This window comes from Flavobacterium sp. Leaf359, assembly GCF_001423985.1.
Classification (GTDB): domain Bacteria; phylum Bacteroidota; class Bacteroidia; order Flavobacteriales; family Flavobacteriaceae; genus Flavobacterium; species Flavobacterium lindanitolerans.
This window is the reverse complement of record NZ_LMPW01000011.1, coordinates 95851-111105: the sequence shown is the minus strand read 5'-3', so window position 1 is coordinate 111105 and position 15255 is coordinate 95851. Positions and strand designations below refer to the sequence as shown.

Genomic DNA, 15255 nt, shown 5'->3' with positions numbered 1-15255 from the left:
TCAGCACTATGAAAATTAGCGTTTGCATGATAACATACAATCACGAAAACTATATTCGTGAAGCGATAGAAGGTGTTTTGATGCAAAATATAGATTGTGATATGGAACTTATAATTTCCAATGACTGTTCTACTGATACTACTGATGCTGTCATAAAAGAAATTATACAATCACATCCAAAAGGCTCGCTCATTAAATATTTTTTTCATGAGCAAAATCTGGGAATGATGCCTAATTTTATATTTGCATTAAAACAATGTTCAGGCGAATATGTAGCATTGTGTGAAGGAGATGATTATTGGACAGATGAAAACAAGCTTCAAAAGCAGATTGCTTTTTTAGATAATAATAAAAAATATGCCGGCTGTTTCCACAATGTTCTTGTCATTAACGAAATGGTTTCGGACTTTAAGCCAAAACCCTGGCGGGAATATGACAAACATGATTTTACACAGCCAGACACATTCTCAAGACTGGCGCTGTTCCATACCTGTTCTTTTGTTTTCAGACAGCGTTTTTTAGAATTTCCAACGTGGTTTGAAAAAGTAAAAAGCGGAGATATGGCCCTGTTCTCCATTATTTCGGCAAAAGGAAAGCTAAGGCTTATTGATGGGATAATGGCAGTTTACAGAAAAAATGAAAGAGGAGTAACATCTGGTCAGAAAATTATAGACTATCATAAAAACCGGATACGGCTAATGCGTTTTTTTAAGGCCCATTTTGGTGTTTATCAGACCCATTTGAATGAGATTATAGCCCATCATCGCAAAGAAATTATAAAGACATATAAGAAAAAAGTACTTAGTATTTTTAAAATTAAATAACCATTGAAAAGCAGCAGTCCAAATATTGCCATAGTAACGCCTTCACAGAATGCCTATTCTGAAACATTCATTCAGGCTCATAAAAATTTGCTTGACGGAAACGTTAGTTATTATTATGGAACGGCTTCAAATATTAAATTAGAAGGAAAAGGTGAGGTGTTAGGCGGTGCCAAAAAACTAATTGGAAAGGCAATAGATGCCGTTTCTTCTAAAAAACTGCAGTCACAAAAAAAAGCCCTGCTCAATTCCTGGAAAAAAAACAGGATTGACGTATTATTTTTTGAATACGGAACAACGGCAGCCCAATTTATTGATGTCATAAAAGAATCCGGATTGCCCCTGATAATCCATTTTCACGGTTATGATGCTTCTGCCCATGCTACCCTAAAAGAATTTGAAAAGCAATATGCAGCCATGTTCAGTTATGCCGCCTATGTAATAGTGGTGTCAGAAGTCATGCATAAAAAGCTTTTAGAAATAGGCTGTCCAAAAGAAAAAATCGTAAAAAACATATACGGTCCAAACGACATATTTTTTGATTTGGAACCTGCTTTTTCAAAATCACAATTTCTCTCTGTTGGCAGATTTACCGGTAAAAAAGCACCCTATTATACCTTGCTGGCTTTTAATGAAGTGCTCAAAGAATTTCCGGAAGCCACTTTGGTATTATGCGGAGACGGCAATCTATTAGAAACCTGCGAAAACATTTGCCGCTATTATCAGATAGAAAAATCCGTAAAGTTTGCCGGAGCTGTAACTCCCGAACAAATTAAAAATTACCTGAAAGAATCTTTGGCTTTTGTACAGCATTCCATCACGGCAAAAAATGGTGATATGGAAGGAACTCCATTGGCTGTTCTGGAATCGAGTGCGGCCGGATTACCGGTTATAGCATCCAAACATGCCGGAATACCCGAAGTGATTATTGATGGTGAAACCGGACTACTGTTTGAAGAGCATGATGTTGAAACGATGGCAAAACACATGAAATCACTTTTAAAAGACAAACAGTTGGCAAAAGAAATGGGAGCAAAAGGGAGATTGAATATACGTTCCAACTTTTCAATGAAAAGGCATATTGATGTACTGAATGGTCTGATTCTAAAAGCATCCAATTCGTGAAGCCGCAAGTCTCCATACTGATTCCGGTTTACAATCGGGAACATCTCATTGCAGAAACCCTTGAAAGCATCCGTTTACAGAGTTTTTCAGATTGGGAATGTATTCTGGTGGACGACCATTCAACAGACAATTCCTTTGAGGTTGTATCAGCATTTATTAGCCAGGACCCAAGATTTAAATTATATAAAAGACCTTCAGATAGGTTAAAAGGAGCCAATGCCTGTCGTAATTATGGGTTTGAAATGGCGCAAGGAGAATTCATAAACTGGTTTGACAGCGATGATATTATGCATCCCGAATTTATCCATAAAAAAGGCATTGCCCTAAATACCAATAGCGGGCTCGATGGTATCATTTCTAAAACAATGATGTTTGAAAATAGCATAGAAAATATCACAGGAAGGGAAAACAGGACATTTCTGACCGAAACCACACTCGAAGATTTTTTAAAACTAAAGATTTCCTGGTATTTGCCGGATATTATGTGGAACAGGAATTTCCTGAAAGGAAAGCAACTTTTTGATGAAGAGCTTCTTGCCGGACAGGACAGCGATTTCTATGCTCGTATGCTCATTGAACAGCCCAAACTTGAAGTTATTGATGAGTATCTTACTTATTATAGGAAACATCCGCAAAATATAACATCACATATTGATAACCGAAAAAACGCAAGACTAAAAATCTCGCACCTGTATAGCGTTATCCGATTGGTAGCCTTGTTGGAAAAAAAAGGAAAGCTGTCAAAAGACCTGAAGCTGCATTTTTTTAAGGCAATGATGAAATATTTGCCCTATGTAATTTCAAGCAAACAGGATCTGAAAGCTTTGATGAAACTGCTGCGGAAACTGTCTTTTTTTGATTTTGGAATTTTTAAACGTTGGATTAAAATATTTTTAGCTTATTTTTCACTGAAAATTATTGGAAAAGGCGAGAAGCTTTTAAAATAACAACATGATAACCCTACTCTATCCATATCGAAACCGAGAAATACAGCGCATACAGCGTTCTATGGATTCGTTGGCACAACAAAAAGTACATAACTTCAATGTAGTGTTTATAGATTATGGTTCTGAAGATGTAATTGCAGCAGAAGCAAAAGCTCTGGTTGAAAAATATGATTTTGCTTCCTATGTTTATCTGTACGCCAAAAACCAACCCTGGAATAAATGCAAAGCCTTAAACTATGCCATAAAAAAACTGGAGGAAGGCTATTGTTTTGTTGCCGATGTCGATATGATTTTCCATCCTGAATTTACTTCAGTTTTAGAACAATGTTCAGATACAGCCTCAGCCACTTATTTTCAGGTAGGGTTTCTTTCAGAAAGCGAAACAAAAAAGAATGTGGCTTTTGAATCCTACCAGGTTAACTTCAAAACCAATGAAGAAGCTACAGGAATGACGCTCTTTCCGGTTTCCTGTCTTAAAAAAATAAACGGATTTGATGAGTTTTTCCATTTTTGGGGAGCCGAAGATACGGATGTTCACAATCGACTGAAAAATGCAGGATGCAAAGTAAATTTTTATAATAAAAAGCTATTGATGCTGCACCAATGGCACCCAAATTACCGTCAAAGGGAAACCAAAACGCTCAATAAGGAATTACAACTTTCCGGAATTGTAGAAATAAACCAGCAGCATCTGTTCCATAACCAAAAAGGAAACATAGTCCAGGTCAATCCAAAAGATTGGGGGCATATAATGGACAAGGGACAATGGGAAGAATTGCAGGCATTTCCTGTCACTTTGTTGTCGAATGAAAAGCAGCGGATTGATTATTTTCTTTATCAGCAATTACCTAATTCTATGAATGGGATTCTGGCAGTAGAGATAAAAGAAAACCCTGTTCAAAACAATTTCAAATACAGGCTTAAGAAAAAAATGGGCAAAAAAGTTCCGCAATTTTACAGCCTAAAAGAAATCAATGACCAAATCCTGTTGCATATCGTTTCATTTTACCATACAAAACCCTACATTTATCAGGTCAAAGAAGATTTGAAAACTATCATTTTTAAAATAAAAACCTAAACCGGTTCATGTCCCAAAACGGAAATATCAGGCTTTTTTGGTGGAGCGAAATCCAGCTCGCCGGTAAGAAAAAGGAAAACTACGGAGATTTAGTAGGCCATTATTTAGTCGAAAAAATTTCCGGTAGGAAAGCTGTTTGGACACATCCAAAAAAACGTCCATTTTTAGACCGATTTAAAACCGTGTATTTTACAGCGGGAAGTATTCTGACACAAGTGAGTGGAAAATGCGTGGTTTGGGGAAGTGGCATTATTTCAAAAGAATATAAAATAAAAAAAGCCGTATTTTTAGCCGTTCGAGGACCGCAAACACGCAAGCATCTGATAGCACAGGGATATGATGTTCCGGAAATTTATGGAGATCCGGCACTTTTAATACCACGATTTTATAATCCGGAAAGAGAAATAAGATATGATTTGGGAATAATTCCGCATTATGCCGATTACCAAATCGTTACAGAACTATATAAAGACCAAAAGAATGTTCTGATTATAGACCTGATGACCAATGATGTGGAAAGTGTGACCAACCAAATTTTGAAATGCAGAAAAATATTGTCTTCATCGCTACACGGAGTCATAGTAGCCCATGCCTATCAGATTCCGGCAGTTTGGGTAAAGTTTTCCGAAAATGTTTTTGGAGACGGAATCAAATATCAGGACTATTTCGAATCGGTTGGAATTGAAAATTATACACCGGAATTTCTGGCGCAAGCTCAGGACAATAACCAGACAGAATTACTTTTTAGCCAAACAGATTCACTTCCGAAAGCCGAAAAAATCAAAGAATTACAAAATAAGTTGATGGACGTATGTCCTTTTAAATAATAAGTATGTCCAAAGTAATCTTGATATCACAACTCCCATTGCCTTATCCTAAAATAGGAAGCTGGACTACTCTGTATCAGAATTACCTGAATGGCGACCATGCTATTGATTATATCATTTGCGAACAGCCCGACGAACAATTTCAGAATGTGGAATACGGTATCGTCAGTCAGACGCTTACGCTCAAGCTCAAGAAAAAATATCAGAAGAATAATTACATCGGTTATATCGAGGCTCTTGAGAAAATAGTAGTATCAGGAGAAAAGTATATCATCCAGATTGTCGATAATTTCGGAATAATCAAACCATTACAGGAATTTTTGGAATCCAAAGGGAAAAGAACCCAATGCTATATTCAATTTTTCTATCATGGTTTTGCTCCTTTTTATGGCAATTTCGAAAGCAGAAGTTTTTATGAGTTTATAGACGAAATGGTTCTTTTAACTCATGACAGCTATAAAGCACACAAAAATTATTACACCATATTGCCTTGCCGCTTTTCCGTATTGCATAACGGGATTGACGAGAACAAATTTTTCAAGGTTTCAACGGAACAGAAACAAAAGTTACGTGAAAAATTAGGACTGACATCAAAAACTGTTTTTATCTGGTGTTCACAAGACCGACCTAAAAAAGGATTAGACCTGATATTAGATGTCTGGAACCGAATTTATGAGAAACATACAGACTGTACTTTGTTGGTAATAGGTGCAAAACGAAATAAAACCTTTGCCGGAGTTTCTTTTTTAGGGAAAATCCCGAATGATGAATTACCCCAATATTATCAGGCAGCAGATGCCTATCTTTTTCCAACCTTATGGCATGAAGGCTTCGGACTAAGCCTGATTGAAGCACTCCATTGTGGCTGCTATAGTATTGCCTCTGCTTTGGGCGGTGTTCCGGAAGTTTTACAGCATGGTGATTTAGGAAGACTGATTGAAAACCCCCATTTTGTTGCCGAATGGGTAGATGCGATAGACGAATTTTTGTTGGAGAAGAAAGAATATCCTTCACTTCCTGAAGAACTCTATTCAAAAACAGCGTGGAATAAAGGCATGAACGAAAGAATTGCAGAAGCTAAAAAAAGTTTGGGAAGATGAAAACGATAGCTATAATTCCAGCCAGAGGCGGTTCAAAAAGACTACCCGGGAAGAACCTGATGTTACTCGACAGGCTTCCGTTGATAGCACACAGCATTTTATATGCAAAAGCAAATTCGGATAGTATTGATGCCGTTTTTGTAAGTACTGACGACCCTCAAATAAAAAAAACAGCTCTTGAGTACGGTGCAGAGGTAATTGACAGACCGGCACATTTGGCGGGTGACCATGAACCTACAGTAACAGCATTAAAACATGTTCTTGAATCTTTAGAAAAAAGACCCGAAACAGTAATCCTGCTACAGCCAACCAATCCGTTACGTCCGGAAAAATTGCTAAAGCAGGCTATTGAAATCTATAAAAATGAGAAATGCGAAAGCCTTTTTACGGTAACACGCAGTCACCATAAACTTGGAAAAATAAATAACAATAAATTTGTACCGTTTAATTATAAACCGGGACAACGAAGCCAGGATTTAGAACCGCTCTACTTTGAAAACGGACTGCTCTATATCTGCAAATCCGATTTGATTTTAGAAGATACAATTATCAGCGAAAACGCCTATCCGCTACAGGTAGAACATGTCTTTGCCCAAGTCGATATTGATACGGCTGATGATTTTGATTATGCCGAATACATCTACCAAAAAAATAAATAAAACAGAATACGATATAATGAACCCCTACATAGAAATCGCAGGAAGAAAAATAGGATTGGATTATCCGCCGTTGGTGATAGCCGAAATAGGAATCAATCACGAAGGCTCGCTTGCCGTTGCCAAAGAAATGGTTGATGCGGCACACAGGGCAGGAGCCGAAGTTGTAAAACACCAGACGCATATTGTTGAGGACGAAATGAGCGGAGCAGCCAAAAAGGTTGTTCCGGGAAATGCAACGGTTTCTATTTATGAAATCATGGAACGCTGTGCGCTGAATGAAGCCGAAGAACTGGAGTTAAAAGAATATGTAGAAAGCAAAGGCATGATTTTTATCTCAACGCCTTTTTCGCGGGCTGCGGCAGAACGCTTAAAGAAATTTGATATTCCGGCCTATAAGATAGGTTCGGGAGAATGTAATAATTATCCATTGCTGGAACATATTGCCGGTTTTGGAAAGCCGGTCATATTGAGTACCGGAATGAACACGATTGAAAGTGTCAGAAAAGCCGTTGCTATTTTTGACAGGTACAACATTCCCGTTGCGCTTTTGCATACCACTAATCTATATCCAACACCCATCCATTTGGTGCGTTTTGGAGCGATGACAGAACTGCATCAGGCTTTTCTGGATAAGGTTTTCGGGTTGAGTGACCATACACTAAATAATAACGCCTGCCTGGGTGCTGTGGCTTTGGGAGCTTCTATTTTAGAGCGGCATTTTACAGACCACATGAATCGTACAGGGCCGGATATTGTTTGCAGTATGGATGAAACAGCCTGCAAAGAATTGATTACAGGTAGCAATGAAATCTGGCAAATGCGGGGTGGAAGCAAAGAACCCGCAAAAGAGGAACAGGTTACGATTGATTTTGCTTTTGCGACAGTATGTTCTATCAAATCAATTGCAGCAGGAGAAGTTTTTACCAAAGAAAATATCTGGGTAAAACGTCCGGGAACCGGAAAAATACTCGCAGAACACTTTAATGATATTTTGGGTAAAAAAGCAACAAGAGCTATCGGGAACGATGAACAGCTAGTTTGGAATGATATTCAGTAAGCCGTGAAAAAAATACTTTTTCTTACAGGAACCCGGGCTGATTTCGGGAAGATAAAATCGTTAATCCAGATATTGGAAAAAGACCAGGATTTTGTGCCCTATATTGCCGTAACCGGAATGCACCTGCAAAAAGAATACGGTTATACGCTTATTGAAATAGAACGCTGCGGCTTTAAAAATATCCATACGTTTTCGAATCATACCCATGAAACAACGATGGATTTGACGCTGGCAAAAACAATAGAAGGTTTGTCTGCTTACGTCAAAGAATGCCAACCAGACCTGATTATTGTTCATGGCGATAGGGTAGAGACTTTGGCTGGAGCCATTGTAGGTTCGCTCAATAATATTCTGGTAGCACATATTGAAGGCGGAGAAATTTCAGGAACTGTCGATGAGCTGATTCGTCATAGCGTCAGCAAGCTGTGCCATATCCATTTTGTGTCTAACGAACAGGCTGCCAAAAGGCTGATTCAAATGGGAGAGTTGTCTTCTTCCATCTTTACCATCGGTTCTCCGGATGTAGATATTATGTTTTCTGAAAACCTTCCTGATTTGGAAACGGCAAAAAAATATTATGGTATTGAATTTGACAATTTTGCTATTGCCATGTTCCATCCCGTAACAACGGAAGCAAAATACATGATGGAATATGCGGCTAATTTCACACAGGCCTTGCTCAATGACAATCATAATTATGTGGTTATCTATCCAAATAATGACCTGGGAAGCAAAGCAATACGAGATTCCTATCAGCAATTAAAAGACAATCCGAGGTTCAGGATATTTCCTTCGCTTCGATTTGAATATTTCCTGACCTTGCTGAAAAATGCGCAATTCATTATAGGCAACAGTAGTGCGGGAATCCGGGAAGCTCCGTATTATGGCATTCCGATTATTAATATTGGAACGCGTCAGCAAAACAGGGCTGTACATTCTGAAATTATCAATGCAGATTATAGTGTTGAAGCTATAAATGATGCACTTAAAACTATCGACAGCCATACTGTCAATGCGGAAAAGGAAGATTTTGGTGCCGGAAACAGTGCCGGATTATTCCTCAATTCATTAAAAAATCAGGATATTTGGCAGCTGAATCATCAGAAGCAATTTAGGGATATTGATGTACAATAAAAAAATCTTCATATTACTGCCGGACGGCATTGGCCTACGCAATTTTGCGTATTCTCATTTCCATGAATTAGGACAAAAAGAAGGATTTGAACCGGTTTTCTGGAACAATACACCTTTTGATTTGAAAACATTGGGCTATGAAGAAGTGAAAATTCACAGGGCTAAAACACATCCGCTGACTGATATTTATAAAAATGCCCGAAAACACATTGAACTAAACCTGAACATCCAAAAAAGTGGTGATTCGGTTTACGATGCCTATCGTTTTCCATTTTCGTATAAAAACCTGAAAAGCTCTCTAAAGAGCATAGCCACTCGCGTAATTATTGCGTCCAAATCATCAGGAAAAGGATTGGAAAAAGTTCGGGAAAAGATTCAACAGCAGGAACGAAAGACTGATTTTTATCGGGATTCTTTAGCCACATTACAAAAGGAAAAACCGGCCATGGTTTTCTGTACGAATCAGCGTCCGGTTCTGGCTATTGCCCCACTTCTGGCAGCCCGTGATTTAGGAATCCCAACGGCTTCTTTTATTTTTTCATGGGACAATCTTCCAAAAGCGACTATGGTTGTTGAAACCGATTACTATTTTGTATGGAGTGACCATATGAAAAAGGAACTGCTTTATTATTATGACTACATACATCCGGAACAGGTTTTTGTAACGGGCACACCGCAATTTGAATCCCATGCCAACAAAGCGACTATTCAGTCAAAACAGGCTTTTTTTGAAGCAAATGGCTTGGATAGTGCCAAAAAATACATTTGCTTTTCGGGAGATGATATTACGACTTCTCCTGATGACCAGCAATATCTGGCAGACACGGCAAAAGCGGTCCGTGCATTAAATGCCAAAGGGTATAACTTAGGAATCCTGTTCCGTCGTTGCCCAGTCGATTTCTCTTCGCGTTATGATGCCGTTTTGGGAGCCAATAAAGATTTGATTGTCAGTTTGCCGCCTTTATGGAAAAAAATTGGTGAAGGCTGGAATACTATTTTACCTACCAAAGAAGATGTGGCCTTACAGCAGAATACCATCTTCCATACGGAAATGGTGGTCAATCTGGGTTCTTCTATGGTTTTTGATTATGTATCTTATGACAAACCTTGCTGTTTTGTCAACTATGATACAGAATGTACAGCAGACAGCAACTCATCAGTCAAAAAGATTTATAACTACGTCCATTTTCGTTCCATGCCACATAAAAATGCCGTAATCTGGCTCGATTCTCCTGAGGAAATAGCTGACCGTATTGAAACTGGCTTACTAAATCCGGAATCGAATGTCGCTGCGGCAAAAGAATGGTTTCAAGTAATTAACGAACAACCCATTCAGGATGCTTCGGTACGCATTTGGGAAGCCATACGTAACATAATCCGCTAGAATATGTTCTTCAATTCCCTGTCGTTTGCTGTCTTTCTTCCTGTAGTTTTTTGTCTTTATTGGTTTGTATTCAAAACATCCAAAAAGGCACAAAATGCATTGCTGATTATAGCGAGCTACTATTTTTATTCGTGTTGGGACTGGAGATTTTTATTCCTATTAATTTTTTCGACAGGACTGGATTATTTTACGGCATTAAAAATAGAAAACAGCCAATCTAAAGCGAGTAGAAAAACCTGGTTTTGGATTAGCGTTGGCGTAAACCTCGGATTTCTTGGCGTATTCAAATACTATGATTTTTTTGCAGTTTCCTTTTCAGAATTGTTGAAAGGATTTGGTTTGAACGCCAATCCGTTACTTCTCAAATTGGTTTTACCGGTTGGAATTTCATTTTATACTTTTCACGGGCTTTCGTATATCATCGATATCTATAAAGAACGCATTCGGGCCGAACGGAATTTTATTGACTATGCGCTTTTTGTAAGCTATTTTCCATTACTGGTAGCCGGACCAATTGAAAGGGCAACGCATCTTTTGCCCCAGGTAAAAGTCAAACGAAATTTTGACTATCAGCAGGCGAAGGAAGGACTGCATCAGATTTTATGGGGATTGGTCAAAAAAATAGTCATTGCAGATAGTTGTGCCCAATATGCCAACGCTGTTTTTGACAATTATGAAAGCATGAACAGCCTGTCGCTTATGCTGGGAGCAGTTTATTTTGCCTTTCAGATTTATGGTGACTTTTCGGGCTATTCTGATATTGCTTTGGGAACCTCTAAACTTTTTGGTATCAACTTGCTTAAAAATTTCGACTATCCGTATTTTTCACGGGATATTGCAGAATTCTGGCGGCGGTGGCATATTTCGCTTTCATCCTGGTTCCGGGATTATCTTTATATTCCATTAGGAGGTAGTAAAGGCGGAATAGGAATGAAAATCAGGAATACATTTATCATCTTTTTGGTAAGCGGCTTTTGGCATGGTGCCAACTGGACTTATCTGGTTTGGGGATTCTTAAATGCATTGTATTTCCTTCCGTTGCTCCTAAGTAAGAAAAACAGAATACATACCGGAAATATTGAAAATGTAAATGCGGTTCAAACACTCAAACTGATTCCTCAAATCGGACTGACGTTTCTATTAACGTGTTTTGCATGGATATTTTTTAGAGCACCAACAATCACCGAAGCATTCGGATATATACAGAGAATGTTTACCAACTTGAAATTCAAAAGCCAGTATTTTAGCATAGAGCGCTATAATTATGAACTGCTGCTCATGATTTTGTTGTTTGTTGGTTTTGAATGGTTCAACCGCTATAAAGTCGAACCAATTTCCGGACGATACGGCTATCTGAAAATTGCTTTAGCCATTGCGGTTTTATTGTTGTTTGGAGTTTACAGCGAGTATAAAAGTTTTATTTATTTCCAATTCTGATGAAAAGATTTCTGCTCTATCTGCTTAAGGTTTTTGTCGGTTTTATAGCCGTAATCTATCTGTTGGATTATGCTTTCACGGCTGGATATGTAAATAGCAAACCCAGAAATAAAATAGCATTGGCCTATACCGGAAAATCTCAGGACTACGATGTGATTTTCTTAGGTTCATCCAGAGCCAACAACCATTTTGTTCCGCAATTGTTTATCGATAAAGGCTATTCGGCTTATAATTTTGGAATGAGTGGCTCCCGATTGGAAGAGAGTGCTTTGTTACTGGAACTTTTATTGGCAAAAGGAACAAAAATTAAAAATCTTGTCGTTGAGGTAGACCTGAATATCAATTCCAACGGGTTTTCTGAAGGTACCCGGGCTTATTTTTATCCTTATTTGAAAGAGTCGGTTCAGATTAGAGACTATTATAAAAATATAGAAGATTTTGACCAATTGTATTACCTGCCATTTTACCGCTATCTAAAATATGATGCTAAAATAGGAAGCAGGGAATTGTTTTTTACGATAGCGGAAAGACCATCAAAATCCTTGCAACGTCATGGTTTTTATCCATTAAAAGGCGAAGGAAAAAACATGAAGTATGACCTTTCAAAATACAGTCCGAAGCGAAATACGGCGTATGAAAAGATTAAAAAAATCTGCAGGGAAAATAACATACGATTGATTGCGGTTACAACACCCATGTGCGAAAATGTAAAAAATGCTGCATATTTTGAAGATGTTGTCAAATTATATCCGGAAGTTCATAATTTTGAAGCTGTAATAACCAGCGATGATTATTTTTCTTCCTGCGGACATATGAATGAAAAAGGAGCTACTATCTTTACGCAGTTTCTTTTGGATAAATTTTTTCAATAATGCACATTGCTTTTCTAACACCCGAATATCCTCATGAGAAGGTTCGACATGCTGCCGGAATCGGAACCAGCATCAAAAATCTTGTTTTGGCTTTGCATAAGGAGGGAATTAAGGTTTCGGTTTTTGTGTATTCCCAAAAAACAGATGAAATTCTGGAAGAAGACGGCATAAAAATTCATCTGATACAACATAAAAAATATAAAGCTTTTGGTTGGTATTTTTATAGAAAACACCTCCAGAATTATCTTAATCGTCACATTACAAAAGATAAGATTGATTTGGTAGAAGCTCCGGACTGGACAGGAATTACAGCCTTTATGAATCTGAATGCGCCTTTGGTCATCCGTTTTCATGGCAGCGATGCCTATTTCTGCCATTTGGAAAACCGAAAGCAGAAACGTAAGAACTTTTGGTTTGAAAAACTCGGATTGGAAAAGGCAAAAGCTTATATAGCACCGACACAATTTGCGGGCAATCTTACAAAAGAGATTTTTAAAATTAAGGGCAAACTTATTCAAACTTTGCATTACGGAATCCAGCTTTCAGACTTTTCAAATGAAACGCCTGCGGATTTTGAACCCGGTCTGATTTTATATATCGGGACTATTATCAGGAAAAAAGGCGTGTTGGAACTTCCTGCCATTCTGGAAAAAGTTGTTGTAAAAAATCCGGAAGCACATCTTTTATTAATCGGTTCTGATTCGTATGATTTGCAAACGCAATCATCATCAACCTGGCAATTGTTGCATTCCATGTTAAATGAAACGCTAAAAGAAAAAGTCAGTTATTTGGGAAGAGTGCCTTATAATGAGATTCAGGAACATATCCAAAAGGCCAATGTATGCGTATTCCCGACTTTTGCCGAAACTTTGGGCATGGTAACGATAGAATGTATGGCCATGCAAAAGGCTGTTGTGAATAGTAATATCGGCTGGGCAAAAGAACTGATTATTGATGGAGAAAGCGGTTTTTTGGTACATCCAAAAGACCATACAGTATATGCTGAAAAAATAAACGAACTGATTACCGATAAAAATCAGGTGTTGCAACTTGGCAAAAATGCCAGGACACGTGTGGAGCATGTTTTTGACATACGAAAAACAGTCCTGCAAAATATTGAATTCTATAAGCAGCAGTTATGATTATTCTCTACCACCAAAATAATGCAGTAACACAGGTCTGGAACGATACTTTAAAGGAAGACGTTCCGGTTCGTCTGGCTTCCATTGCAGATACACTGTTTGAAGTAGCGCATGCGTTTCCTGAATCGCTGTTGTTTTGGTGTCATGAATCACAACGCAATTATTTTAATAAGGATAATGATAGTATTGCTGCTGTTTTCCATCATAAAAAAATAATGGCTTTTTACAATCCGGCAAAAGAAAACTATTTTCCGGATACTATCGGATATGTAGACGAAAGCCTTTTTGCCAATCCAAACAAGAATGAAAAGTTCGCAACCTGGTTTGCCAGTGCTGCCATTGGCGGAATAGCTGGTGAAGTGCTTTTGCGTTTGGAAAAAGAAATTGTGCATGATAAGGATTTCGATTATTTCCTGCATTCTTTAGCGAAGCTATGGATGCCACACGGGCTTTTGTGTTACTCGGAACCCCGATTGCTTTTGCATTCCAACACAGACTATAAAACTTCAAAAGCGACTACAAAAACTGTTTTCAAATTTGTACGCCAGCATTACAAGTTCCGATGGTTGTTTCTTTTACGGCTTAATTACGTCTTGTACCAAAAAGCGGGTCATTCAAAAGCATTTTATCAAAGCTTATTTTATAGTAAAAGAAAAACAGACGGCAAGGCTTTGGATACTCTTGTGGTTCAATCTTCCAGAAAAATTATAAACAAAGCAACGGTTGATGTTGTGATACCAACTATTGGAAGGGAACAATATCTGCATACGTTTCTATCTGATTTGGCAGTTCAAACCCAATTGCCCCAAAAAGTTATTATTGTAGAGCAGAACCCTGCTGAAGGAAGCCAAAGCAATCTGGATTTTTTGAAAAATACTTCCTGGCCTTTTGCCATTTCGCATACGTTCACCCATCAGGCAGGAGCCTGCAATGCCCGTAATATGGCCCTGACGCAAATTGAAAGTAAATGGGTTTTCTTTGCGGATGATGACATCCGTATTGGTGAAGACTTTTTGGAAACGGCTTTCAGTCAGATTACCAAATACGGAAATGAAGCCAATACGCTTAGCTGTTTGCAGCTAAATGAGAAAACCGTATTCGATACTGTGTTTCAATGGAAAACATTTGGTTCCGGTTGCAGTATCGTAAAAGCCGAAATGCTAAAGGGACTCCAATTTGACCTCAGTTTTGAATTTGGTTTTGGTGAAGATGCCGATTTCGGAATGCAACTTCGAAATAAAGGATATGATGTATTGTACTTTCCTTTTCCCCAAATATTACACTTAAAAGCTCCGATAGGCGGTTTTCGTACCAAACCTGAATTGGCTTGGAAACATGAGAAATTACAGCCAAAACCATCGCCTACAGTGATGCTTTACAGATTATTGCATCAATCAAAAACACAACTGCAAGGTTATAAAACGGTTTCTTTTTTTAAATTTTACAAACATCAGCCTATCCGGAATCCATTTCGCTATTATAAAAACTTCAAAGCAAAGTGGGCAGTAAGCCTTTTTTGGGCTAATAAAATTAAAAACAGTTAAGTTGTTTACCTGATTTATTCTGGAAAATCGACCCTTAAACATATCTCTAAGAGTTATAGAGAAATAATTTAGAGTAGAATAGGTCTTTGTTATATAAAAAAATAATATCTTTGCGACTAAGATATTTA

At 38.0% G+C, this 15255-nt stretch carries 14 protein-coding genes; all 14 read left to right on the top strand.

Going from position 1 to position 15255, the window contains the following annotated elements; genetic code table 11:
• The first annotated feature begins 26 nt into the window (after positions 1 to 26).
• Genes ASG38_RS07330 through ASG38_RS07265 form a run of 14 tightly spaced genes read left to right on the top strand, consistent with a single transcriptional unit; the run spans position 27 to position 15127 of the window.
• Positions 27 to 824 carry a glycosyltransferase gene (locus ASG38_RS07330; RefSeq protein ID WP_162239672.1) on the top strand — a complete coding sequence of 266 codons (798 nt, stop codon included), beginning with the start codon at positions 27 to 29 and terminating at the stop codon, positions 822 to 824.
• 3 nt (positions 825 to 827) lie between these two features.
• Positions 828 to 1946, top strand: a complete 1119-nt coding sequence (locus tag ASG38_RS07325) for a glycosyltransferase family 4 protein (RefSeq protein ID WP_056068677.1) — start codon at positions 828 to 830, stop codon at positions 1944 to 1946.
• Positions 1943 to 2893, top strand: coding sequence for a glycosyltransferase family A protein (locus ASG38_RS07320; protein ID WP_056068675.1), 951 nt, complete (start codon positions 1943 to 1945; stop codon positions 2891 to 2893). Before ASG38_RS07325 ends, ASG38_RS07320 begins: the two co-directional genes overlap by 4 nt.
• A gap of 4 nt (positions 2894 to 2897) precedes the next feature.
• Complete coding sequence (locus ASG38_RS07315; RefSeq protein ID WP_056068673.1) at positions 2898 to 3971, top strand: glycosyltransferase family 2 protein; 1074 nt, start codon at positions 2898 to 2900, stop codon at positions 3969 to 3971.
• Positions 3972 to 3979: 8 nt separating this feature from the next.
• On the top strand, positions 3980 to 4798 hold the full coding sequence (locus ASG38_RS07310; RefSeq protein WP_056068671.1) for a polysaccharide pyruvyl transferase family protein: 819 nt from the start codon (positions 3980 to 3982) through the stop codon (positions 4796 to 4798).
• A gap of 5 nt (positions 4799 to 4803) precedes the next feature.
• On the top strand, positions 4804 to 5898 hold the full coding sequence (locus ASG38_RS07305) for a glycosyltransferase family 4 protein (protein WP_056068669.1): 1095 nt from the start codon (positions 4804 to 4806) through the stop codon (positions 5896 to 5898).
• Complete coding sequence (locus ASG38_RS07300) at positions 5895 to 6557, top strand: cytidylyltransferase domain-containing protein (RefSeq protein WP_056068667.1); 663 nt, start codon at positions 5895 to 5897, stop codon at positions 6555 to 6557. The genes ASG38_RS07305 and ASG38_RS07300 overlap by 4 nt, the downstream gene beginning before the upstream one ends.
• A 16-nt stretch (positions 6558 to 6573) precedes the next feature.
• Positions 6574 to 7614, top strand: coding sequence for an N-acetylneuraminate synthase family protein (locus tag ASG38_RS07295; RefSeq protein ID WP_056069081.1), 1041 nt, complete (start codon positions 6574 to 6576; stop codon positions 7612 to 7614).
• A 3-nt stretch (positions 7615 to 7617) separates the two neighbouring features.
• Positions 7618 to 8748, top strand: coding sequence for a UDP-N-acetylglucosamine 2-epimerase (gene neuC, locus ASG38_RS07290; RefSeq protein ID WP_056068665.1), 1131 nt, complete (start codon positions 7618 to 7620; stop codon positions 8746 to 8748).
• Positions 8738 to 10132 carry a hypothetical protein gene (locus tag ASG38_RS07285; protein ID WP_056068663.1) on the top strand — a complete coding sequence of 465 codons (1395 nt, stop codon included), beginning with the start codon at positions 8738 to 8740 and terminating at the stop codon, positions 10130 to 10132. The genes neuC and ASG38_RS07285 overlap by 11 nt, the downstream gene beginning before the upstream one ends.
• A 3-nt stretch (positions 10133 to 10135) precedes the next feature.
• A complete protein-coding gene (locus ASG38_RS07280) occupies positions 10136 to 11569 on the top strand; it encodes an MBOAT family protein (protein WP_056068661.1) in 1434 nt (477 codons plus the stop codon).
• A complete protein-coding gene (locus tag ASG38_RS07275) occupies positions 11569 to 12441 on the top strand; it encodes a hypothetical protein (protein ID WP_056068659.1) in 873 nt (290 codons plus the stop codon). The genes ASG38_RS07280 and ASG38_RS07275 overlap by 1 nt, the downstream gene beginning before the upstream one ends.
• The gene (locus ASG38_RS07270; protein ID WP_056068657.1) at positions 12441 to 13583 is read left to right on the top strand and encodes a glycosyltransferase family 4 protein; all 1143 of its coding nucleotides are present in this window, start codon (positions 12441 to 12443) and stop codon (positions 13581 to 13583) included. Before ASG38_RS07275 ends, ASG38_RS07270 begins: the two co-directional genes overlap by 1 nt.
• On the top strand, positions 13580 to 15127 hold the full coding sequence (locus tag ASG38_RS07265) for a glycosyltransferase family 2 protein (RefSeq protein ID WP_056068654.1): 1548 nt from the start codon (positions 13580 to 13582) through the stop codon (positions 15125 to 15127). Before ASG38_RS07270 ends, ASG38_RS07265 begins: the two co-directional genes overlap by 4 nt.
• Positions 15128 to 15255: the final 128 nt, after the last annotated feature.